17 protein-coding genes and 1 pseudogene are annotated in these 23,129 nt (G+C 68.3%); 11 read left to right on the top strand and 7 right to left on the bottom strand.

Annotated features, from left to right (window positions below; translation table 11 throughout):
• Nucleotides 1-20 precede the first annotated feature (20 nt).
• From AB0E02_RS07375 to AB0E02_RS07365, 3 genes are read right to left on the bottom strand one after another with little or no spacing between them, the layout of a single operon-like run.
• Nucleotides 21-245, bottom strand: coding sequence for a hypothetical protein (locus tag AB0E02_RS07375; RefSeq protein WP_362137015.1), 225 nt, complete (start codon nucleotides 243-245; stop codon nucleotides 21-23).
• Between the two features lie 10 nt (nucleotides 246-255).
• Nucleotides 256-393, bottom strand: coding sequence for a hypothetical protein (locus tag AB0E02_RS07370; RefSeq protein WP_362137013.1), 138 nt, complete (start codon nucleotides 391-393; stop codon nucleotides 256-258).
• Nucleotides 390-617, bottom strand: a complete 228-nt coding sequence (locus AB0E02_RS07365) for a hypothetical protein (RefSeq protein ID WP_362137011.1) — start codon at nucleotides 615-617, stop codon at nucleotides 390-392. Before AB0E02_RS07365 ends, AB0E02_RS07370 begins: the two co-directional genes overlap by 4 nt.
• 114 nt (nucleotides 618-731) lie before the next feature.
• Here AB0E02_RS07365 and AB0E02_RS07360 point away from each other — a divergent pair, with 114 nt between their 5' ends.
• The 9 genes and pseudogenes from AB0E02_RS07360 to AB0E02_RS07320 all read left to right on the top strand — a co-directional run bounded on the left by AB0E02_RS07360 (nucleotide 732) and on the right by AB0E02_RS07320 (nucleotide 13,385).
• Nucleotides 732-1,559 (top strand): helix-turn-helix transcriptional regulator, encoded by an 828-nt coding sequence (locus AB0E02_RS07360; RefSeq protein ID WP_362137009.1) that lies wholly within the window; start codon nucleotides 732-734, stop codon nucleotides 1,557-1,559.
• The gene (locus AB0E02_RS07355; protein WP_362137007.1) at nucleotides 1,556-1,759 is read left to right on the top strand and encodes a DUF397 domain-containing protein; all 204 of its coding nucleotides are present in this window, start codon (nucleotides 1,556-1,558) and stop codon (nucleotides 1,757-1,759) included. The genes AB0E02_RS07360 and AB0E02_RS07355 overlap by 4 nt, the downstream gene beginning before the upstream one ends.
• A 1,237-nt stretch (nucleotides 1,760-2,996) precedes the next feature.
• Nucleotides 2,997-3,146: a hypothetical protein gene (locus AB0E02_RS07350; protein ID WP_362137005.1), complete on the top strand. Its 150-nt coding sequence runs from the start codon at nucleotides 2,997-2,999 to the stop codon at nucleotides 3,144-3,146.
• Between the two features lie 13 nt (nucleotides 3,147-3,159).
• Nucleotides 3,160-5,217, top strand: a complete 2,058-nt coding sequence (locus AB0E02_RS07345; protein WP_362137003.1) for a hypothetical protein — start codon at nucleotides 3,160-3,162, stop codon at nucleotides 5,215-5,217.
• Between the two features lie 121 nt (nucleotides 5,218-5,338).
• Entirely contained in the window at nucleotides 5,339-9,211 is a 3,873-nt protein-coding gene (gene drmA, locus AB0E02_RS07340) for a DISARM system helicase DrmA (protein WP_362137001.1), read from the top strand.
• Nucleotides 9,208-11,118: a DUF1998 domain-containing protein gene (locus tag AB0E02_RS07335; RefSeq protein WP_362136999.1), complete on the top strand. Its 1,911-nt coding sequence runs from the start codon at nucleotides 9,208-9,210 to the stop codon at nucleotides 11,116-11,118. Before drmA ends, AB0E02_RS07335 begins: the two co-directional genes overlap by 4 nt.
• Nucleotides 11,115-11,876 carry a DISARM system phospholipase D-like protein DrmC gene (gene drmC / locus AB0E02_RS07330; RefSeq protein ID WP_362136997.1) on the top strand — a complete coding sequence of 254 codons (762 nt, stop codon included), beginning with the start codon at nucleotides 11,115-11,117 and terminating at the stop codon, nucleotides 11,874-11,876. Before AB0E02_RS07335 ends, drmC begins: the two co-directional genes overlap by 4 nt.
• A 95-nt stretch (nucleotides 11,877-11,971) precedes the next feature.
• Nucleotides 11,972-12,718 (top strand): annotated as a pseudogene (locus tag AB0E02_RS07325) (DUF2397 family protein).
• Complete coding sequence (locus AB0E02_RS07320) at nucleotides 12,603-13,385, top strand: DUF2397 family protein (protein ID WP_362137154.1); 783 nt, start codon at nucleotides 12,603-12,605, stop codon at nucleotides 13,383-13,385. The pseudogene AB0E02_RS07325 and the gene AB0E02_RS07320 overlap by 116 nt, the downstream one beginning before the upstream one ends.
• 258 nt (nucleotides 13,386-13,643) lie before the next feature.
• Here AB0E02_RS07320 and AB0E02_RS07315 read toward each other — a convergent pair whose 3' ends face one another.
• Nucleotides 13,644-13,979 carry a hypothetical protein gene (locus AB0E02_RS07315; protein ID WP_362136995.1) on the bottom strand — a complete coding sequence of 112 codons (336 nt, stop codon included), beginning with the start codon at nucleotides 13,977-13,979 and terminating at the stop codon, nucleotides 13,644-13,646.
• Between the two features lie 296 nt (nucleotides 13,980-14,275).
• On the opposite strand from AB0E02_RS07315, the gene AB0E02_RS07310 reads away from it, so the two are divergent.
• Nucleotides 14,276-15,682: a hypothetical protein gene (locus AB0E02_RS07310; RefSeq protein ID WP_362136993.1), complete on the top strand. Its 1,407-nt coding sequence runs from the start codon at nucleotides 14,276-14,278 to the stop codon at nucleotides 15,680-15,682.
• A 626-nt stretch (nucleotides 15,683-16,308) separates the two neighbouring features.
• Here AB0E02_RS07310 and AB0E02_RS07305 read toward each other — a convergent pair.
• Genes AB0E02_RS07305 through AB0E02_RS07295 form a run of 3 tightly spaced genes read right to left on the bottom strand, consistent with a single transcriptional unit; the run spans nucleotide 16,309 to nucleotide 21,363 of the window.
• Nucleotides 16,309-16,851, bottom strand: a complete 543-nt coding sequence (locus AB0E02_RS07305; RefSeq protein ID WP_362136991.1) for an Imm21 family immunity protein — start codon at nucleotides 16,849-16,851, stop codon at nucleotides 16,309-16,311.
• A 4-nt stretch (nucleotides 16,852-16,855) separates the two neighbouring features.
• The gene (locus AB0E02_RS07300; protein WP_362136989.1) at nucleotides 16,856-20,632 is read right to left on the bottom strand and encodes a DUF6531 domain-containing protein; all 3,777 of its coding nucleotides are present in this window, start codon (nucleotides 20,630-20,632) and stop codon (nucleotides 16,856-16,858) included.
• On the bottom strand, nucleotides 20,629-21,363 hold the full coding sequence (locus AB0E02_RS07295; protein WP_362136987.1) for a WXG100 family type VII secretion target: 735 nt from the start codon (nucleotides 21,361-21,363) through the stop codon (nucleotides 20,629-20,631). The genes AB0E02_RS07300 and AB0E02_RS07295 overlap by 4 nt, the downstream gene beginning before the upstream one ends.
• Nucleotides 21,364-21,953: 590 nt before the next feature.
• Here AB0E02_RS07295 and AB0E02_RS07290 point away from each other — a divergent pair.
• Nucleotides 21,954-23,102, top strand: coding sequence for a hypothetical protein (locus tag AB0E02_RS07290; protein WP_362136985.1), 1,149 nt, complete (start codon nucleotides 21,954-21,956; stop codon nucleotides 23,100-23,102).
• The last annotated feature ends 27 nt before the right edge of the window (nucleotides 23,103-23,129 follow it).

Genomic DNA, 23,129 nt, shown 5'->3' with positions numbered 1-23,129 from the left:
AGACGGGGTAGGCGGGCCTGTCAGCGCCAGTGGCGTACCGGTCCGCCGCCGGCGTTCCGGTCACGGGAGACCTTGACCGTGGCCCACCGGCCCAGAACGAAGACGTTCCCGTCCTCCAGTCGCTTCCGCCACTCCCGTAACTCCCTTACATCCCGGACCCGGTGCGGGATGCCGCCCACGGCGATCACATCCCTTCGCCGCACCCCATCGGGCATGACCTCCAGGGTCTGCGTTACCCGCTGCATGCCCAGCCCCCTACTGCCGAGGCGCAAGGCTGCGCTTGTTGGCCTCGCGGACCTTGGCCAGCAGTACCTCGTGGCGTACTGCGCCGGCCGTGGCGTCCTCGGTTGAGTCGGCCTCGTCCTCCGTCTCCGGCGCCGACTCCTCGGTCACTGGGCACACTTCCTCAAGGCCGCCGCCAACTTCCACGCCACATCGGCCCGGCAGCAACCGAGTTCAACCAGCGGCGACAGGTAGTCGCTCGTCAGGGACACCAGATCGACCCCGAGTGACGGCAACACGACATCCACCCCCGTCAACGCCTCGCGCAGCTCGTCCCGTGCCGCCTCCGCCTCCCGCGCCTTGTCCGCCGAGCGCCCACGCCTGCCCGCATCCATGTCCGCCTGCCTCCTTGCCGATCACTGCCTTTCAGGGATGAGCATGGAGGCGTAGCGCTACGCTCACCAGGGGTAACGGTTTTCGGAGCATCGGAACGAAAACGGGAGTCGCCAGTGCCCGCCCCCAAGGAACTCGACCCGAGCGCCTCCCTCGCCGCGCTCTATGGTGCGAAGCTGCGCAAGCTCCGGATCCGTGCCGGGCTCACGCAGCGGCAGCTCGGTGACAAGGTCCCCATTGCGCACAGTCGGATCGCTCAGTTTGAACTGGGCAACGACACACCTCCCGAGGACGTCAACGTCAAGTTGGACGGGTTACTCAATGCCGACGGTGATCTGGTCGACCTGTGGGGTCACATCCAGCGAACGCCGTATCCAGACTGGGCGCAGAAGTTCATGGCCTACGAGGCAAGGGCCAGCGCCATGCACAAGTACATGGCGCACAGCGTGCCTGGCCTCCTCCAGACCGAGGCCTATGCCCGCGAGCTGCTCAGGCTCGGCCTGCCTTGGTGCACAGAGGCGGAGGTGGAGGAGAAAGTGGCTGCGCGGATGGAGCGACAGGCGCTGCTCCAGAGCAAGCAGCCGCCCTTGCTGTGGGTCGTACTCGACGAAGCGGTGATCCGTCGGCCAGTGGGCGGAGGGGCAATCATGAGGGACCAGCTGGCGCGCGTTGCCGAGGCGGCCACGACTCCGCGCATCGAGATCCAGGTGCTGCCATTTGTTGCTGGTGGCCACTCGGCAATGGGAGGTTCCCTCACCGTGCTGTCGTTCCAGAACGGGCCTGATGTGGCATATCTGGAAGCCGGTCACTCCGGTGAACTGGTAGAGGACAGAGCCATGGTGGCACAGCACTCGTATCGTTACGATCTTGTACATGCCCAGGGGCTGTCGCCCGAGGCATCAACCGCCTTGATTCGGAAGGCGATGAAGGAGTTCGGACCATGAGTGCTGCACGGATAGACATGGCGATCGTGTCGTGGCGCAAGAGCACCTATAGCGATGGGGGCGGTGGCGACTGCGTGGAGGTCGCCGACGGCGTCCCCGGCGCCGTGCCCGTCCGGGACAGCAAGACGCCCGCCGGTCCCGTGATCCTCGTCGGGAACGCCGCCTGGAGCGCCTTCGTGCAGCACGTCCGAGAGGCGTAGGGCGGTCCGTCGCCGGGGCGCGGATTGCTGGACCCCGGTGCGGCACATCGCCCTTCAAAGGAACGAGAGAGAACCCACCCAACCAAACCCGGTGGCCCAACTCCCGTCGCCACACGATCGGGTGAAGGGCGCGACGCACACCCTGACCCGTGGGGTACGGTCGGCCGCAACAACCCCATACACGCAGACGGCCCCCGACAGGATTGCAGTCCTGGCGAGGGCCTGACCGATCCGGAAGAGCGAAGCTTCCCGATGGCTGATCCGCAGTCTAACGCGGTCGCGCCCGCGCGCCCCGCGAATCCGATCCCCACGGACGCCCCCAGCGCCGGGGTGATCCACTTCCGCCACCGCCACACCGACCGGTTCACGGTCGTCGGCAACCACCTGGCCCAGCATCCGCACCTGTCCGCCGTCGCGATCGGGCTCGCCGTCTACATCCAGTCCGTTCCGGACGGGGTCAGTGTCACGGCCAAGGCCCTCACCCTCCGCTTCCGCGAAGGCGAGATCACCATCCGTCGAGCCCTCAACGAGCTTGAGCAAGCGGGGTATCTGGCGCGCCGGAGGATCCCGCTCGGGGGCGGCCGTTTCGCGACCCGCACCCTCGCCTACGACAAGCCCGGTTGTGCAGCCGGACCTTCAGCCGCGCCAGCTCCGCAACAACCAACCGCGCCGCAACCCGAGCCCGAGCCCGTCCCACCACCGGCCGCAGGGCCGGCGGCGGACCTCCTGGCCCGGCTTCGGACCATCGACGCCCGCCTCATCCTCTCCCTGCGCGACGTCCAGCGGTTGACACCCGCCGTTGAGGAGTGGCTCGCTCGGATGCGACCCCCGAGCAGATCACGCGCACTCTCACCGCCAACCTGCCACCCGTACCGGTCCCCATCCACCACCCGCCCCGCTTCCTGGAACACCGCCTCACCACCCTCTTGCCGCCGCCCCTCCCGGTGTCCGAGCCCGAGCCACAACGCCCCCGGCCCGCACCTCTCATCACGTGCGACGGCTGCGAACGTGCCTTCCGCAGCTGCGTCCCAGACGCCCGGTGCGCGGACTGCGGCCCCGCGCCGGACCGGACCGCTGCGTGAGCAAGGGCGCCGGCTCCTGAGGAATGTGGACTGCCCCCTGGTCAGGCGGCACAAGAAGCGTGATCATGGAGTGACTGTCAGTGGGGGATCGTAAGGTCGAGCGAGTCATTCACCGACCGTGGCCGCCCGCCCCGTCTCTGGAGTGTCGCCCGACCATGACATCCGCCGCGCCGTACGCCTCCACCTCGCTGGCCGATCTCCTGCCTGCCCTCCGATACGCCGATCCGCACCTGCTCGCCGGCCGGCTGGAGGACGTACGGCTGCCGCTCGGCTGGTGGCACGCAACGCCGTTGATGGAAGATTGAGCGCGTCATCGGAGTGGAGGCGCTCAGCCACCAGGTGGCGCAGGCCCTGCGGTCCCTGTGGTCGCATGCGGAGCTCGGGGACGTGATTCCCGTACTGAGGCTGCTCGGTACCCCGGGAGCCGAGCCGGGGAAGACGGTGGCGCAGGTCGCTCGGGAGGCAGGGCCCGGGGTGGTGGACGGAGACCGGGTACTCGCCGCGGCGTTCGCTTCGATCCTGGACCGGTTGCACCAGCGCGGCGTGCCCCGGGACGAGAGCGAGGGGACGCGCGTACGGGATGCCGTGGCCGCGATCGCCCGGTGGTTACCGGCGGATGCCCCGGTCGAGGTACGTGCGGCGCTCGCCGTACTCCAGGGGTTGGAGGAAGAGCCCGATGACGTGCCGTCGCCAGCTTTTGTTCCCGCTCCCGCCGAAGACCAGGCGACCGGGGATCAGCCGCCGGCCGTAGAACTTCCGGCGCCCCGTGAGGACTTCGAGGATGACGACCCGGCCGAAGACGCCGAGGAGCGGCACGTCGGCGACGATGCGAGCCCGACGCCCGCTCCCGCGCTGATGGCCGAGCCGCTCGCCGCCTTCACACGGCTGGTCGACGGCTGGGATGAGCGCGCCCTGGTGATCGCCGGGCAGCGGACGTTCACCGATGAGCCGGTGAAGCTCCAGGGCCTGGGCGAGCGGTTCTCCGTCAGCCGGGAGAGGGTGCGGCAGTTGGAGCGCGCCGTCATGGGCTCCGTCCGGCGGTGGCTCTCAGCCGATGAGGAAGGCCGGGCCTTCGCCGGGCACCTGGCCGCCGTGGCTGAACAGCTCGGCACCGTGGGCCGGGTGGCCGAGGTGCACGCTCTGCACCCGGACCACGCCCGCCTCGTAGAGGCGATGGGTGTCCCCCTCGGGGACATCGTGGCACGGCTGCTGCCCGGAGGGACACTCGTCGGGACCTGGATCGTGCAGGGCGACGTGGCCGCACTGCGGACGGTCATGCAGGAGGACCTGCTCGCCGTCTGTGGAGACACCCCGTTGGCCTGGGACGACGCGGTGGCCCTCGGGCAGCGTTACGGAGTCCGGGGCGAGGTGCTCGCCGACTGGGCAGCTGAGATCGGACGCTTCCAGGTGCGGGAGGGACGGCTGCTGTACTGGGGGCGTTCGCTCAACGACCGGGCCGCCGCCGTGCTCGCCCTGCACGGGACGCCGATGTCCATGGAGGACATCCACGAACAGCTCGCCGACGGCACCGCCATCAACAGCATGCGCAACCAGATCTGGACCGACGAGCGCTTCATCCGGCTCGACCGGAACCTGTACGGGCTGCGCGCGTGGGGCGGCGAGGAGTATCTCGGCATCCGGGAGATGATCGCCCGTGAAATCACCAACGCGGGTGGGGAAGCTGAGGTCAACGCGATCGCTGAGGCCATCAGTTCCCGGTTCGACGTATCGGCGGCATCGGTCCGCACCAACCTCGGCGGACCCGGGTTCGCCCGTACCCGTCGCGGCTGGGTCCGCGTCGCCGACCAGGCGAGCGAACAGGACGCGCCGTACGTGCCGCGCAACGACGTCGCCGGTACGCGGCGTTGCTTCGTCGGAGCGGACGGACGCTGGTGGTATCGGATCGAAGTGACGGGCGACCATCTGCGCGGCTCCGGCTTCCCGGTGCCTGCCGGCTGGGCCGCCCACATCGGCGGCGCCCCCCACTGCGAACCGGTCCCGCTGGGCCACGAGGCCGGGGAAACCTCCCTCACCTGGCGCGCCCAGCCCACCTTCGGCTCGGTGAAGCCGCTGCTGGAGCACCTCGGGGCGACCGTCGGCGACCAGGTCTTCTTCAACGTGACCGACGACCGGCTCACCGCACTGCGGCTGCCCGCACCGGCAGACGGACTCAGCGCCGAGGACGGGGCTGCCCGGCTTACCGGCTGGACAGCCGCGGTGACCCCGACGGAAGCGGTGGAGGTGATCGCCCGGCGGATCGGGATGGAGCCGGGCCAGGACGCTGCCGCCCTGCTGGAGCGGCTGGCCGAGCGCGGGGACAAGGACATCGGTGAACTGCTCGAACAGGCCCTGCCCCGCGCGGTACCGGCATTCTGATGTCAGAGGTGCTCGCTAGCATCGGAATCATGACCGGCTGTCACGGTCCGGGCGGCGTCGGCCGCGCTGTGGGGAGGGGCCCGCGAGGGCACCGCGCGAGGGACGAAAGAGGGGTGGACTGATGGCGACGGGCAAGACCGCCGAAGGCCAGGGCGGCACGAGCGGTTCGACGGAGGAGGACCTCCTCCAGCGGGTCCGCGAGGTGGCACAGGACCTCGTACCGGCGTCCTCGTATGAGATCCGGGACGACCTGGGCGAGCTCATCAGCCGGGATCTCCTCGGCCCGTGGGACGGGCCGGACGAGGAGTTCGACCACCGGGCCGCGGGGCCCCGCGACCGGTACCTTGTCGGGCGCATCGGGCCGAAGCGTGCCTTGAGTACCACCCTTGCTGCCGCCGACGAGCAGCTCCTCGATGACTCCGACGGGGAAGGGGACGGCACCGACCAGGGGCTTCCGGAGCGGCTCACCACCCAGAACGCGGGGCGCATGTGGGCCTCGTCGATGGGCCTGATGTTCGCCGTCCCGGCGACGGACGACGCGGCCGCGGTCTCCGTGCGGGTCCGGTGGGGGCAGTATCACCGTTCGCAGGTTCTGGGCGACGACGGCGTCGCGCGTTCCACCTGGACCCGGGAGCAGGTGGAGAAGTCCGTCACCGTCCCGGTCGACGGCGCGCCCCGCCAGGTCCTTCCGCTCACCGCCGACCAGGAGGACGCCCCCGCTGTCCGGCTGGTCGCGGAAGTACGCAACCGGCCGGGCGCCGCCGGACCGAGCCGCGTCGTCGAACTGTCCCTCGTCAACGCGCAGGACGAACCACAACAGGCCAAGGACGTGGCCTGGCTGTTCCAGACCGAACTGCACGTCACCGCCACCGACGGCAAGGCGCCGGTCTTCCTGCCGATCTCCGATCCGCTGGACGAGGCGGAGGAAGCCGCCCAGGACGCTCTCGGAGCGGCCGACCTTGAGGAGCAGCACCTGACGCTGCTCTACCGCAACCACCTGAAGCACGCGGCGGGCCGCAACGTGGCCGTGGCGGTCACCCTCGACAAGGGGGAGCGCAGGGCCCACGCCCTCACGACCACCTGGCTTCCGGTTCACGACGTTCCGGCCACGATCGCCCCGTCCGGGACGAACGCGCAGCACCTCGACGGCATCGAGCTGTCCATGGACGAGCTCGCCGTGCTCCCCCCGTCCGCGCTGAGTGACGCCCTGGCTCCGCTCGCCAACGGCTACAGCGCCTGGCTCGATGAGCGGGAGGCTCAGGCCGAGCAGTTGACCGGGGCGCTGCGCACCAGCGCCCTCGACGCGGTGAGCCAGGCCCGTGACGTCGCAGTCCGGATCACCCTCGGCGTGGACGCCCTCTCGAATCCTGAACGCCCCGACGTGCTGGAAGCGTTCCGCTTCGCCAACCGGGCGATGGCCCTGCAGCGAAAGCACACTGCCATCGCGGCCCTGCGGGAGCGGGAGGGCATCGAGTTCCAGGAGGCCAAGAAGCGCATCGACGCCGAGGGCCCGGCCGCCGCATCGTGGCGTCCGTTCCAGCTGGCCTTCGTCCTCCTCAACCTCCGGGCGCTCGCGGACCCGGCGTTGAAGGAGCGCGAGGCGGGGCCGGACGGCATCGTCGACCTGCTGTTCTTCCCGACCGGCGGCGGCAAGACCGAGGCCTACCTCGGGCTTGCGGCCTTCACCTTCGCCATCCGCCGGCTCCAGGGCACGATCGGCACGGGGGAGGACGCCCGCAGTGGCGAGGCCGGCGTCGCCGTGCTGATGCGGTACACCCTGCGGCTGCTGACTGCCCAGCAGTTCCAGCGTGCGGCGGCTCTCGTCTGCGCCGCCGAAGTGCTGCGCCGCGAGGCCTACGACGGCGGCGACGTACGCTGGGGGACGACTCCCTTCCGAATCGGCCTCTGGGTGGGCGGCGCGGTCTCCCCGAACGGGTTCGACGAGGCCCAGAAGCAGATCGCCGAGGCAAAGGACGCCGGAGACGGCAAGGGCGCGAAGGTGCTTCAGACGCTGGCCTGCCCCTGGTGCGGCTCCGCACTGAGCGCCCAGCGCGACCTGCACGCCGACGAGGACCTGCGCCGCATCCTGCTCTACTGTCCCAACGGCGAGGGCAAGCAGGCCTGTCCTTTCTCGCAGCGCCGCTCACCGGGCGAGGGACTGCCCATCCTGACCGTGGACGAGGAGATCTACCGGCTGGCCCCCAGCCTGCTGATCGCCACAGTCGACAAGCTGGCGCAGCTGCCCTGGCGCGGCCAGGCGGGCATGCTGTTCGGGCGGGTGACCGACCTCTGCCCGCGGCACGGCTACCGACACGCGGATCTCGACACCCGCACCAAGTGCGGGGACAAGCACCAGGCCAAGGGCAAGCACGCGGCCGTGAAGAGCAAGCCGGTGACGAGGCGGCGTCCGCCGGACCTGATCATCCAGGACGAACTCCACCTGATTTCCGGTGCGCTGGGCACGACCGTCGGCCTGTTCGAGGCGGCCGTCGACGAGCTGTGCGGCTGGCCGGCGCAGGACGCTTACGGCACCACTGTCCGGGTCGGTCCCAAGATCGTGGCATCGACAGCCACGACCAAGCGGTCGGCGGACCAGATCAGCGGTGTCTTCGCGCGGAAAACGGCGATCTTCCCACCTCAGGTCATCGACATCGGCGACACCTTCTTCTCCCAGCAGGTCGAGGTCTCGAAGGAGGCGCCGGGGCGGCGTTACCTGGGCATCTGTGCCCACGGCGTCCGTATGAAGCAGGCCGAGATCAGGGTCGCCGAAATCCTCTTCCTGGCCGGCCAGACCCTCTTCGACAGGCACGGAAAGCCCGCCGACCCGTACATGACGCTCGTCGGCTACTTCAACGCCACGCGGGAACTCGCCGGTATGCGGCGCTTCCTCGACGACGACATCGCCACTCGCGTACGGATCCACGGAATCCGCAAGGGCCTGTCGAACCGCCTCCTGCGGCGCACGGAGATGCTGTCCGTCCAGGAGCTGACCTCGCGCATCTCTTCCGCGGACATCACCGAGGTGCTGTCCCGTCTGGAGGTGTCCTTCGACGAGTCCATGGACACCACCCTGCGGCGGCAGGCGGTGGTCGATGAACTGCGGGTGGCAGCACAGCACAAGCAGCGCATCGACATCTCGAAGCTCGGACTGCGCAACGAGGGCACCGGAGCGGTCGACGCGGTGATCGCGACCTCCATGCTCCAGGTGGGGGTCGACGTCTCCCGCTTCGGCCTCATGCTGGTCGTGGGCCAGCCCAAGAACACGGCCGAGTACATTCAGGCCTCCTCGCGCGTGGGCCGTGACGCCCAGCGCCCGGGACTGGTCGTGGCGCTCTACAACTGGACGCGGCCGCGGGACCTTGCCCACTTCGAGAACTTCGGGCACTACCACGACACCTTCTACCGTCAGGTCGAAGCCCTCTCGGTCACCCCGTTCGCCCGCCGGTCCCTGGACCGTACGACGGCGGCGGCCTGGATCGCCGCAGTGCGCAACGCGACCACGCCCCACTCCCGCAACCACGACGCCTACGACGTCGACCTCGACGGCCCCCTCGCGCAGCAGGTCACCGATCGGTTCCTGGCCCGCGCCGAGACCGTCGGCGGGCCGCGCGCTCGCAAGTACCTCGGGGAGCGTATCGAGGTCCTCAAGGACGCCTGGGCGCACAAGAAGCAGGGCTCCGCCCGCCTCGGATACGAAGAGGCGGCGTGGCAGGGCCAGCGGCTCAGCGGACTGCTCAACCGGGCCACCGGCGCCACCTGGGACGAGCTCACGGTCGCCCAGTCGATGCGTGAGACGGAGAACGAGATCAACCTGCTGGTACCGGGAGCCGGCCTCTACGACGTGGTCGGCGGTGCTCCCGCGTGGAACTACGCGGCCGGGGCGGGCCAGGCCGGTTCCGACGGTGAGGACTCGCCTGAGGGAGACGAAACGGGCGCCGTACTGGACGGCAAGGCCGACAAGGCCGGCAGTCAGGGGAAGAAGGCACAGGCATGACGGACAAGACACAGCACCGGCGCCGGGTCGGCTCCGTACGCCCCAGCCACCTCATGTACACGGGCGGTGTGGGCGCTCTGGTCGATCTGCCCAACTTCGCTGTCCTGGTGCGGGGGATCGACGACTGGCAGTACGACGCCTTCGAGTGGGCGGACCTGAAGGAGCCGCGGCTGCTGCGGGCAGTCAACGGCCTGATAGGCGACCCGTACGGCGCCCAGGTCACTCAACTGCGCCCGGCACCCTGGATGGACGGCACGGACAACGACCCCAACGGTCCCGCATCCCGCGTCGGCGTCCCGGTCCTGCCCTTCCCTCAGTGGCTGCGCTGCACCGCCTGCAACGCCCTCGGCGGCCTCGACTCGAAGATCTTCAAGTTCGAGAACGCCAAGCCCCGGCGTCCCGACCAGGCGCGCTTCTTCCACGACAACTGCACGGCCAAGCGCAAGGGCAAGCGCCCGCTCGCCGTAGCGGCGCGCTTCGTCCTGGTCTGCCAGGCCGGACACCTGGACGACTTCCCGTACGCGTCGTTCGTCCACCGGGGCGGGAACTGCGCGGAGGCCAGCCACCCGCGGCTGGAGATGCTCGACCACGGCGGCAATCAGGCGGCCAACGTGAAGGTGCGCTGCGTGAACTGCGGCAGCGAGCGCAACATCCGCGACGCCATGGGGCAGCGCGGCGAGATCACTCTGCCGCAGTGCCGGGGCCGCCACCCCCACCTGGCGACCTTCGACCCCGCGGGCTGCCAGCAGCGGCCCAAGCCGCTGGTCATCGGCGCCTCGAACCAGTGGTTCGCGCAGACGCTCAGCGTCCTCGCGGTACCGCCGACCAGCGGAAGCGCCCTCCAGGGCAAGGTGGAACAGCTGTGGGAGCAACTTCAGAAGGCCAAGTCGCAGGAATTCCTCGACATGGTCTGGGAGCTCCCGCAGTTCAAGCCGCTGCACCAGTGGAGCCAGGCCGACGTGTTCGAAGCCATCGAGGCGCACCGGGTCTCGGCCGCGGAGCCCCGGTCCTCGGAGGCCGCCTCGTACCCGGACCTGCTCACGCCCGAATGGGAGGTCTTCACCAGTCCGCAGCTTCCGGAACCGACCGAGGACTTCGCGCTGCGCGACGTCCCTGTGCCGCCGGCCCTCGACGGGGTCATTTCGCACGTCGTCCAGGCGGAGCGGCTGCGGGAGGTGAGGGCGTTGATCGGTTTCACCCGGCTCGACGCCCCGGACCCCGAAGATCCCACTCTGGTGGCCCGCGCACCTCTCTCCCGCAGCCGCGTCCCCGCCTGGGTGCCGGCCAGCGAGGTGCGCGGCGAGGGGATCTTCCTGCGGGTCTCGGACGAGCTGATGGCCGACTGGGAGCAGCGGGTGGCCGGCACGGCGGCGCTCGCGGCGCACCGGGACGCCTACGTGGAATTCCGCCGCAACCGCTACTCGGGCCGTGTCGAGGACACCGACGATCCGCTGCGCGGCTGGCCCGGAGCCCGGTACATCGCGCTCCACACCCTGTCGCACCTGCTGATCCGGGCCATCTCGCTGGAATGCGGCTACTCCTCGGCGAGCCTCTCCGAACGGATCTACGCCGGCCGCGAGGACGACCGGCGTACCGGCATCCTGATCTACACCGCGGTCCCCGACGCCGAAGGGACCCTGGGCGGCCTGGTGGCCCTGGCAGAACCGGAGAAGTTCAGCAGGGTGGTCCGGCGCGCCCTCCACGATGCCGAGCGGTGCTCCTCCGACCCGCTGTGTGCGGACCGGCTGCCCCGGCCCCCGCACGAGGACTTCCTGCACGGCGCCGCATGCCACGTATGCCTGTTCGTGTCGGAGACGACCTGTGAGCGAGGCAACCGCTTCTTGGACCGACGGTTCATAGTCCCCATTGACGACCCGGGCCTCGTGCTCCTCCAGGGCCTCAAATGAGATGGGCACGGCTGCTCAAGGCCGCCGTGGAGGTAGAGGCGGCCGCAGGGAACCTCGCGCTGGGCGCACTGGCCGAGGGCATAGCCGCCGGACAGCCTCGCGCCACGCTCCTCACGGTCCGGTCGGCCTCCGCCTACACGGAGCCCGCCGCCGCCTTGCTCGACGCGATGGACGCGGACGGCCTGTCCCGGGAGGAAGCCGCGGCCTGCCTGCACGGGCTGGCCGCCGGCTACGCACAACGCGACCGGGAACAAGAGGTCTCACTGGTGTGGAGCGGCCCCTCTTCGCACCGGGTGCCCGTACGGTCCACGGACCGGGCGCTCTTGGGGCTGATCGCCGAGGCACGGACAGAGCTGACCCTGATGACCTATTCGGCACGGCGGTACCCGCTTCTGACACAGGCGTTGCAGGATGCCGCGGCCCGCGGCGTCGGCCTGGACATCGTCGTCGAGACGCTGCAAGGCGCAGGCAGCGCCCTGTCCGGGGACGAGCCGGCGAGCGCGTTCGCCGATGTGCCGGGAGTGCGCCTGTGGCACTGGCCCCCGGGCCAGAGGACGGAGCCCGGGGCCAAGACGCACGCGAAGCTTGCGGTGGCCGACCGGCAGACGCTGCTGATCACCAGCGCCAACTTCACGCAATCGGGAGTGGACCGCAACATCGAGGCCGGAACACTCATCAGAGGGGGTTCCGCGCCGGCGCGTGCCGCGGAACACGTGGCGGAACTCCAGCGCACCGGCGTCCTCCAGCGCTTCTGGTGACGTCGTTGCGGTCCGGACACGGTCGGGGCCGATGCGAATCGGCCAAGTACTCAAGTCCCTGCCGATCAGACGAGGCTCCAGGAGGATGTCGGGCAATGGACATGACCTCTCCGCAGGCGGAGGGCCTGCCCCACGGCTACGGCCCCTTCGCGCATCTCACCGCTCCGAACGTGCTGCTTTACCGGGCGGTGATGCGGGCCTTCCTCGTCGCCAAGGAGCGGTTCGCCGTGCATCTGCGGCCCGAGGACGTGTACGCGGGGCTGGCCTCCGAGGCCCAGCCGGCGGAACTCGACGTCGTGGTCAAGGCGCTCGACAGCTTGGTGGGGTGAGGGAACCTGCGGGCCGATCCGGACACCGGCCGGGTCACCGCCGTGGAGGACTTCTACCGCAAGCGGTTCATCTACCAGCTCACGACGGAGGGGGAGGCGGCGGAGGAGGCCCTGTCCGCGTACGACGAGGCGCTCGGGCGGCGAGGCGCGCTGCAGGCCGTCGCGCTGCACGACATCGTGACGCAGCTGCGGGCCCTGCTCGTGCTGGCGGCCGAGGAGGAACCCGATCCGGCCAAGACACATCTGGCGCTGGACGGGCTCGCGAGCCGTTCGGCGCGCTCGCCGACAACGCGCGGGCCTTCATGGGCTCCCTCCAGCGGACCATCGACCTCCACGACGTGGGGGGGAGGTCTTCCTCGCCTACAAGGACCAGCTCATCCAGTACCTGGAGCGGTTCATCCAGGACCTGATCACCCTCGGCGGGCGCATCGCCCGGCTGATCCTGGAGCTGGAGCTGGAGCTGGAGGCGGGCGGGAGTATCGAGTTGCTGTTGCGGGCCGCGGTCGCCCGTGAGGCGGCGGACGCCACCCCGCAGGAGGCGGCGTCCGCGGAGCGGGCCGCGTACGAGCGGTGGGCCGGCCGATGGGCGGGGCTGGCGGCCTGGTTCCTCAGCCGAGATGGCCGGGAGTCGCAGGCCCGGCTGCTGCGCGGCCGGGCACTGGGCGCGATCCCGCAACTGCTGGCCGTCGTACGGTCGCTGAACGAGCGGCGGGCCGGGCGTTCGGACCGCTCCGCCGACTTCCGTACCCTTGCGCGCTGGTTCGCCGAAGCGCCCGACGACGACGCCCGGCACCGGCTGTGGCGTACCGCCTTCTGGCTGTACCCGGCTCGGCACCTCACCGTGGACCCCGAGACACTGGCTGCCCGCCACACCCGTCCCGAGCCCGCCGGCACCGCGTGGGCCGATGCCGCGCCGCTGCGGATCAGCCCGCAGGACCCCAGCCAGCAGCCCTGCTCCGAGTGCGGCACCGGCATGGAGGTCCTGATGACCGTCGCCACGTTTGAGGAAGGGGACGACGCCGGGAACAGCTGGTCGCCGTACCCCCACCCAGGTGCTGGACCGTACCCCGGCCACCGCGGCTACAACGCGACCGGGGTCCAGGTAGGCAGCGGCTACCGGCAGCATCTGTTCGTCTGCCCGGCGAAGCCCGAGCATCCGCACATCGAGTTGATGACGTAACCCGTCCGCAGTGTGCAGCCGGGGCGTCACGGTGCGGGCATTCCGTGACGCCGGGTGTCCGCGAGGCTCAGGGTCCCGGACAACCGACGGATTTTGTTGACCTGCAGGAACGTGGCCTCCGACGCGTGGAGTTCCCGCGCAGGTGAGCCCGCATTCCCTTCCACGAGGGTCGGTAGACGAACGTAGGCACATCCTGACGGTACCCGACCGGCCCATGCCTGTGTTTCGTCACTCGGTGAGGCCCACTTCGTCGGTACCTCAGGTATTCCGGGAGTTCCCATACCCGAGCCCACCATTACACCTCCAACCCGATGCCCACAAAGCCGTCCTTGGCGCGTGGACACCGGCGAGGAACTCCTCCACGTCGACCTTCTGCGCGAAGCGGAAGCAGTATCCGTCGCGGCGGTCCCTCGGATGCGCGTCGTAGCCGTTCTGCAGCAATTCGAAAAGCGAGCGGCCGGCGTACTCCCGCGCGCTCGTGTACGACGCTGCGTTCACTTGCCGTGCCATGCGCAGCACTTGCTCCGAGCGGGCCCCCTCCAGCACCGACAGGCCGTACTCCCGCAGCTGCTTGGCCCGGGCGTTCCTCGCCATGGTTCTCCCCTCACCTCAGCGTGGAGAGGACGGTATCCCGCCTCACTGACATCGGATGGGCGCGGGGAGTCACCGAGTGGAGCGTGGCTCGGCGCTGAACTTGATGTGGTTCGTCGTGGTGTGAGGACACGGCGCGGCGCGGGGAGACCGGCTTGGGGAACGAGTTGGTCCGGGGCCAACGGGACACGTTTCAGGCATAGCCATTCTTGGTGTGTACATCGAGAACGCCAGCCGCTACAGGTTTCGCGTTGGAAAACCACTGCCTACGGTTGACGCGGGCGGCTAGTTTCAGACCCATGAGCAAGCATCTCCCCCTGCGCGATGCCGTGTTGTCGTGGCTCGAGTACGCGGGCAGCCTCTCGCCGAAATCCCATTCCATAGTGATGCTGATGCTCCAGCCCCACTGGGAGGACGTGGTGAGAGCAGTGGCTGCCGCAGCGCCCCGCGACGAGCATCCCGACCTCTACGCCAAGGTCAAAGGAGAGTGGATGTTGGATCACCGGACGCTGCTGGCAGAGTCCGGTCTGGCTGAAGCAGCTCAGCTGATTGCCCAAGGGGTATTAGTCCCCGTATCCGAGGTCGCCGACAGCTTCGTCACCTTCTGCACTGGCCAGGCACGGGTCCCTGAACGATGGCTGCTCCTCAACGCCACCTTCCCCCAGGGAACACGGCTCGCGCTGGGGCGGCACACTCTGCAGACCTTCACTGCCGACGAGCTCCGTCAGACGGTTCCGACGCCTGCACTGAACGGCCTGCACCCCTGGAGCCTCGATCTCGACCTGATTGCTGGCGCGCCGTTCCTTCACGTTCCCGACCCTAGTCGCACGGTCACTCGCCGTCCGACCTGGTTCGACATCACCGGCCCAAGGGCGGGAGCCCAGCACTGGCAGGCCCTTCTCCCGCTGATGCTGTGGGGCAACGAGTTGTTGCGGGTGGACTCGGTCTTCACGGTCCAGCATGGCCGCCGTTTCAACCTACATCCCCCCGCCGTGCCCACCACCATCCGCGTTTACCCAGGCAGTCAAGGACGAGAGGAAGAAGTCGAGGTCCGCGACACCGGCGAGTTCCACGTCCGGCCTATCCAGCTATCGGCTCTGACTGCCTTCTGCACAGCCATAACGAAGAAGATCGACGCCGTCACAGTCGGTCTGACCCATCCGCGGCGCGTCCCCAAACTGCGTGCGCGGCGCCTTGAACGCGCCGGCCGGCATCTTGTGGCGGCCTACCAGCGCACCTACGACGACTATGGCATCTGGGAGGTGGAAGCGGACGAGCTGTACCTCGACTACGTCATCGCCCTGGAAGCCCTGTTGATCAGCCCCGACGACGGCAAGGACGAGGGCATCGCCAGTCGCATCAGATCGCGCGCGGCTGCCCTATTCCTCACCCCCACCGAGCGCGAGCGAACCGAAGCACTCGTCCGGCGCGCGTACGACGCCCGATCCCGCTATGTGCACGGCGACAAGATCAAAGAACAGACCGAGCACGAGAAGCTTGAGGAGTTGCGCGCCCTTCGGCTCCTGACCCTGCAGATCATCCTGCGCTGGCTCATCCTGACACCAGCCGACACCGGCGACCTCGCGCCTCTGCTAGATGCCGCCACCCAGGGAACCGGACGCGAACAACACATCGACCGGCCCCTGCACGCCTTCTTCGCCACTACCTCACCACGGAGCCGCCCCGCCGACATCGTCCTCACCTGAGCCGGCGGGAAGCCCGTTTTACCTCGGGTCCCGTACGTGGCCGGGACGTGCCTGAGGGCGGCCAGCCTCTAGCCGGACGGTGGTCACGACCACCAGCACTGACGGCCGGTGCCGGGCCTTACGACGGGCCGGAACCGGCGTCCCCTGGCAGACCGGTCCGCACGGGCTGCCGTTGTGGCGGCGCGGGCAGGATTATCGGTGCCTGGAATTGGCGGTTCGCGCCCTGCGGAGCCTGCGAGTACTCTCTGTCACTGATCGGCGCTCGGTCACGACTCATCGGCTCGGAAGCCGACAGTGCGCTTGGCGTGTGTTAGCAGGTGGCCAGGGCGGTCGGTGAGGGCTCGGATCAGTGATTCAAGGGCGCCGATTGAGGCGGAAATCGTGACGCTCGTTTGACGCTCCGATCTTGAAAGTGCTCTGCTGACGCTCGCAAAAGGGCCTCTGACCTGGTCTTTTCCGTCAAGGGTCGCTTCCGACGTGTTTCCCATGACGCATCATGTGGAGTGCGTGGTGATTTTGGAGCGGGCGGCCAAGGGGGACTGACCAGCAGTTCCTTCAGCTGTGCAGGGTGGGCGCCGGGTGCGTCACGGGCGGTGTCGTGACGCACGAGCGACGCACGTCCGGCTTCATGAGCGATGCGGGTCGAGCGGTCTGAGGGCGTGCAGGCGCCCGGCGACATCGTCGCCGACTTCGAAGTCCGCGGTGTGGAACCGGTAACTGCCCGCGGGCAACGAGACGGGTAGCGTCTCGGCTTCTTCCAGAGAATGTCCCGGGACCGTTGCGTCGAACACGATCAGTTGGTCCTGGACATCGAGCGCAGGGCCTTGATGCCAGTCGTCAATGTCATGGAACGAGCTGCGGGCGCCGTCGACCAGTGCCTGCTCCGATGGTGCATAGCTCCATTGGAGAAAGCACTGCAGATCTGGCAGGAACGTGGTGGGCAACGGCTCGTCCGCTACGACGATGCCCGGCACCTTCTGGTCCTCCGGGCCGAATTCCACTCGCCCGAGATAGTCCTCCACGAGGCATGCCGCGTCATAGTCGTCGCCCTCGATTCCTTGCCAGTCGAGGGCGTGAGTGGCGGGAAGGAGGACGAACGGGCCTCCGGTGGACTCAATCCATTTCGTCGGGTTGTGTGCCGATGCAGGGGGAGTGTCCATACGCTCCATCACTTCATTTGCTCCCGTACAAGGGCCTCATGATAGGCGCGAGCTGCCTTGCCCAGCCTGCTTGCTGCCGGCTGCACGGCAGACATTGCGGGTAGAGGCGCTGCGGCGTCCCGTCCGGAACCCATGAGCTGATGGGTTGATGGTCGGGCACGAAGTTCCCGCCCTTCGACATCGGGTCCCTGGAGCCGCATGTGTGGCAACCGAATTGCTCGCCGAGGTCGTTGATCTGCGCTCGCTCCTCGGCGGTGAACTTCTGGGACTTGCTCTGCGCCGGAATGGACTCCTGGGCGTAGTCCCCGACGGTGCAGACCCGCTCAGGGTCGCTGCGCTGGGCCTTTTTCTTCGGGCAGCTCTCGGGGGCCAACCCCAGAGGGTCGGACCAGCTGTGGGGGTTGTGCGGGTAGGTGGTGGGGTTCGGAGCGGGCTCCAGTCCGAGGGGATCCGGCGTGACGTAGCGTGCCGTGTCGGGGTCGTAGTGGCGATGGAAGTTGTAGTGGAGGGAGGTTTCCTGGTCGTCGTATTGGCCAGGGAACCGCAGCGGTGTGTGGGCGGTGGCATCGCGATTCCGTGCAGTGGTGCCCCAGAGCGTTCTGCGGGAGTACCAGGCAACGTGTCCGGTCTCATCGACGAGTTCCGTGGGCGTACCGACGAGATCGGTGATGATGGCGAAGAAGCGGGAGTCGATCTCGGACTGGTCCCGGTCGAGCCGCCGCTCCGTCTGTGTCAGGGGGCGATGCTCGTCGTGATCCCAGGTCAGAGTGACGCCGGTGTGGGATGTGGTCTGCTCCGCGAGGCGTGTGCCGTCCCAGGTGAAGATGATTTCTTCCGCGATGGAACCGTCCGCTGCCAGCCGACGCTTGGCGGTCCTGCGGCCCAAGGGGTCGTATGTGTAGTTCCATACCGTCCCGTCAGGGGTGGAGCAGGCGATCAGGCGGTCTTCGGCATCCCATTCATAGCGCCAGGTATCCGGTTTCTTCGACAGCCGGGTCTTCCGGCGTTGGAGGGTGCGCCCGGCGTCGTCGTATGCGTACTGGATCCTGCCGGCGGTCAGAAGTCGGGTGCCGGAGTATGCGCGCTCGCCGCGAGCGGCGATGTGGCCGGCGTGGTCCGGCCACTCGGCGGTCGTCTGGTTGCCTGCAGAGTCGTACGCATATGACTCGGACCAGTTCTCGGCCGTCACCGCCACCGGCCGGCCAACCGGGTCCAGGGCGACGTGACTTCGCGTTCCCCTCGCCTCATCGATGACGGCCGTGAGGTAGCTGTCGGCGCGGTAGCGGTAGGCGCGCGAGCGGACGGTGTGGGCTTGTGTGGCCAGTGTCTGGTGGGTGGGCCGACTGCGTTCGTCCCAGGCAGTGGCGAGCGTGACGAGCTCGTGGGCGGTGCCGAAGGCGCGCCGCACTTCACGGCCCAGCTCATCGTGAGCGAACGTCACTTTGTGCCCGTGCACGGACATCTCCGTGCGATGGCCGGCGAGGTCGTAGGCAAGGTGTGTGGCTACGCCCGTGGGGGTGACGCGGGAGATGCGACGGCCTTCTCCGTCATAGGAATAGGTCGTCGTGCGACCGTCCACGGTTTCTGACAACACGCGACCCATCACGTCACGTTCACAGGTCAGCGTGGAGCTCGGGGAAGTCGCACCGATGAAGTCGCCGGCCACGTTGTAGCGGTATTCGGTGACCTCGCCCGCGGCGTCCTTGGTCACCAACTGGCCCACGGGATTCCAGGCATAGGCGATGGTCTGCCCGAGCGGATTGGTGCGGGACGTAGGCCGGCCGGCGGCGTCGTACCGGTAGGTGAGGGTGCGCTCGTCGAAATCCGTCTCGGACAGGAGACGTCCCGCCGCATCGTAGACGTAGTTCCAGGTGAGCCCCAGTGGGTTCCGGACGCCGGTTACTTGAAGTTCGGTGTCGTAAGAGAACTCGTACCGGACGCCGTCGGGGCCTGTGCGCGCCGCCAACTGGTCGAAGTGGGTGTACTTGTAACGCGTGAGGCCGCCGTTCGCGTCGGTGTGGGACAGGCAGTTTCCCTCACCGTCCCACGTCCACGACTCCTCGCGGCCGTCTTGCAGGACGCGCCGGGTGGGATTTCCTTCGACTGTCCATTCCAGCCGGACAATCGCTTCCGCTGGATCAGTCAGCCGGGTGACATGCCCGAATGCGTCGCGGACGACCGACGTGGTGTTTCCCAGCGGATCCGTGACGGCCGTCGGCAGCCCTGCGCTGCCGTTGACGAAGTGCCGTGTTGCCCCGGCCGGATCCGTGGCCGCCGTGACAGCGCCAGTCGCATCGTAGGTGAATGTCGAACGCGCACCGTCCGGAGTGGTGACGGACATGCGATTTCCGTTGCCGTCCCACTCCTGCCGCCACACCGCGCCATCGGCGCCGGTTATCTCCACCGGCAAGTGGAGTGCGTTGCAGGTGATCGTCTGCACGCTGCCGTCCGGCAGTTGAATCGACGCCAGATTGTGATCGTCGTCCCATACGTACCTGGTGACGTTCCCGACCGCATCGGTGGAAGAGAGGAGGTGGTCCCAGCGGTCCCATTCCTTCCGGCTGGTGTTGCCCAGGGGATCGGTCTCGGCCACGACTTGAAGTCGTTCGTTGATCCGGTAGTAGCTGGTGTGGCCGAGGGAGTTGGTGGCGGTGGTGATGCGGTGGCCGCTTTCGGGGTCGGCTTGGCGGTAGGCGTAGCGGTAGCGCAGGTGGCCGTCGGTGCCGCCCTGGGACACGCAGCGGCCGCTTGTGTCGTAGGTGTACTCGTAGCGGCTGCCGTTGGTGTCGACCCAGGCAGTCATCCGGTGGAGTTCGTCGTACTCGTACCGGCCGGGAATACCGCAGGATTTGGTGACGGACGTGAGGTTGCCCATGTCGTCGTGTCCGTACGACACGACCAGCGCATGACCCCCGTCTTCCGCGCCGCCGGTCAGATGCAGCGCTGTCATACGACCCTGTTGGTCGCAGGTGAACGTGAGGTGGTAACCACCGGAGTGCCTGATGGCCAGCGGAGCGCCGGTCTCGTCGTCGTAATCGAAGGAGAGGTAGTTGCCGTTGCGATCCGTCAACTCATCGAGTAGGGCCAGGCCGGGGGCGTGTGCGGCTTCGGAGAAGTATCGAGTGTGTCCGCTCCTGGGATTTTCGATGCTCCAATCGCCCTGAGGCGTACGGAACAACGGCCAGCGAGGGCCGTGGTTCGGCAGTGTCCGCTGACCGGGCTCAGGAAGGTCGTAGGACAGCAGCATTCCGTCCTCGGTGACGAAGACGATCCCCTGCTCGTCGATCTCCAGGCGCTGGTCAACCGTGGAGGACCACGACGGTCCTATGTACCGGCCCACGCGGTACGAGGACTCGAATTTCCGCATGAACCGGAGAGGCAAGATGCCGGGCAGGAAAATGTCGGTTTCCGTCAGGAAGACCTGTCCGGTGGCGACATCCACCGGATCCCCGCACTCCTCCTTGGCATTCTCGGGTCGGGTGTTGTTGTTCGTGTGATTCTCGTCCAGCTGGTCCCGTGTCTTGCTGTTCGTTCCCGGGTGCTTGGACTCGCCCCCTGTTGTGGTCGGATGCGGGCGTTTGGGGAGCTCCTGGTGTCCATGGTCCTTGAGGAGATTGTCGAGCTCCGCGGCGTGTTTGGCGTCGTTCTCGGCATGATTGGTGGCGACCTTCTTCAACCGGTCGCCCGCCCCGTGGTACAGGTCCTGGGCCGCCTTGCCGGCGTCCTTGCCCAGGGTCTTGCCCAGCTTTTCGGCGGCGTGCTCCAGTGCCTTGACGATCGGATTGCTCATTCGAAGCTCGCCCCCGCAGCCTTCGTTTCGAATTCGGCGGCGTGCGACGCCACCGTCTGCGCATGCCCGCGCAGCTTCTCCGCGCGTGCGTGCAGCGCCTCCGGATGGATGGAGAAACTCTCGCCCGCACGGCCGCCCCCGCCGCCGGCGGAGACTCCGAGGGCGGACTCGGCGGCCTGGAAGACCAGGCCGCCGACAGCCTTGCCGACCGTCTCCACCAGCGGATCGACGGCCGCCTCGATGACCTGGCCGATGATGTACTGCTCCAGCTGCTGCACCAGGTAGTCCATGAGCTTCTCGGCTGCCTCGATCACCAGAGCTTCGGCCGCCTCCGCGATCCCGAGCGTGGCGACCGCGGCGGCCTGGTCGGCGATGAACGTGATGGCCAGCACGGTGAGTTCGGCGATCGCCTCCAGCTTCATCGCCACGATCGTGTCCGCCGCGATGTCCAGTGCATCGGCCACCACATGACAGGCGTTGACCAGCTCCGTCATATGGCCATCAGACATCTGGCCCCACTTGGCCAGCAGCGCCTCGTACGACGCGCCCTGGTAGACGTCCTGGAGCTGGTTGATCGTGGCAGTGGAGTCCTTGTGGGTGTCATCCACTTTCTGCGCGAAATCCCGCACGTGGGAAGCGAATTCGCGGACCTTGTCCTCATCGATGTTCGGCCAGTTCACCCCGATGAACTGAAGGAACGACACCACCTGCCCAGGCAGCTCAATCGCCATACCCATCCACCTAGTTGGCAATCCCCACAGCAGCTCACCAGAAGATCTCCAAGAGGGGGCAAGCGGAAGGTAATTGGGTGATCCCGGCAGGGTCAACAACGCCTCTAGGAAGACGAATTGGCAGGAATGGGTTGGTGTGTCTCGGGCCCGCAGAACCATTCCGCCGTGCTGATGCGCGCCTCACCGCTTCCGGTGTGTAGGAAGCGGACCCGGACGGCTCCAGGATCGACGTCGTGGGCCGGGCGGTGGCCCGGCGGAGGAGCATGGCCTTTGTTGGCGGCGAAGTGGTTGCGTTGGATGGGATCGCGAGGGGGCGCGCCCTTCGGCGTGCGCCCCCGTAGCTCTCGGGAAAGGTGACGAAAACGTGGTCGGGGAGCGGAGGTCAGGCATAGCCTGCGTAACGCATTGCATGTGGGTCGGGGGACCTACGGTGCGGCGGAGGTGTCATGGGTGGGGAGCCGCAGGGACCAGCAGCCGGCAGGGAGTTTGAGGGGCCGGTCGCAGAGAATCCGAAGACAGCGATCGGGGACGAACCTGTACAACACGTCGACGAGAGGGTGTCGCCCCGGGGGAGCGGGACAGCGCCCCGGGTGGCGGACCCGTACGGGGAACAGGCGCTGCTGACGTCTGCCATGGCCGAGGGGTACGACGCCGTACCGGCCGTGGAGCGGGAGAGGTTGCTGCGGTATCTGGAAGCGGTCGTTGCGGTCCGCCGGGCGCCGGTGCACGCTGCCGTCGCCTTCAACGCCGTGTATTTCGGCTATGACCTCGCGGGCGAGGGCTACGGCTGCAGCCCGCTCCGCCTCGACGACTTCCCCGCGGTCACGCTCGGAGAGAGTGTGCCCGCGCTCCCTGTCGGCGCCATGGTGTGTGTCGCCACGGGGTCCGACCCGCTCTACGCCGAAGTCGTCTACAAGGAAGGGGCCCACCCGGAAATAGGGGCCCTCGGTGACGTACCGGCCTGGGTGTCCGGAGCACCCGCGGGTGCCGAGGGGCCGGGCGGGGCGGGGACGGAGACCTCCCCACGCCGCCGGGAGCTCTTGGTCCCGGACCCGCACGCCTTCGGACCGGGACTGAGCCTGTCGCCCGCCCAGCTCCACCGCTTACGCACCCATCAGCGCTGGATCAACGAGGACGGCCATGTCGTCGTCGATGCCTGCTACCCCTCACAAGAAGCGGTGCGGCGCGATGACCTGTCCGCCTACGCCGACTATCTGCTGACCACGGCACGGGCGCAGCTGCTCAGCCCGTTCGTCCCCGTGTCCCTCGCCGAACTCGTGGGTGGCACACACGACGAGGCGCTCCGCACGGGTCTGATCGGTCTCCTCGACGTGGTGCGGCGCAGCCTCGCCTCCAGCGAGATGCTGCGGATGTGGGGCCCCTACGCCATGACCCGGGCAGCACTTGCGGCCTGCTGGCGTGACACCGGGCCGCTGGGCGGTGCCGACATGAGATCGCTGGTGGCGGCCGTGGAGCATGCGTCTCCCAGCACACCCGTGGGCCCTGACGGAACGTCAAATCGCTTTAGCCGGCGACACTTTCGTGGCACCAGGCTGACCGCGGGTGCACGGACCGCAACGCAACATCACCATCGAACGGAGCGCGTGTGCAGGACCGCTACCACGTCAGCGCGGGGCCACCGTTGTCTCCGCGGGGCGTGTCGGTCGAGGGCCTCGGAGCCCTGGCCGCAGCACTCAACGCACTGGAACAGCCGGCGGCCGCCGCCCTCGACGACCTGAAGGTCGGCATGGTGGAGCTGGCTTTCA

Source organism: Streptomyces sp. NPDC048196, assembly GCF_040652715.1.
Taxonomy (GTDB): domain Bacteria; phylum Actinomycetota; class Actinomycetes; order Streptomycetales; family Streptomycetaceae; genus Streptomyces; species Streptomyces siderophoricus.
The sequence above is the reverse complement of the archived record's forward strand: the minus strand, read 5'-3'. Positions and strand labels throughout refer to the sequence as shown.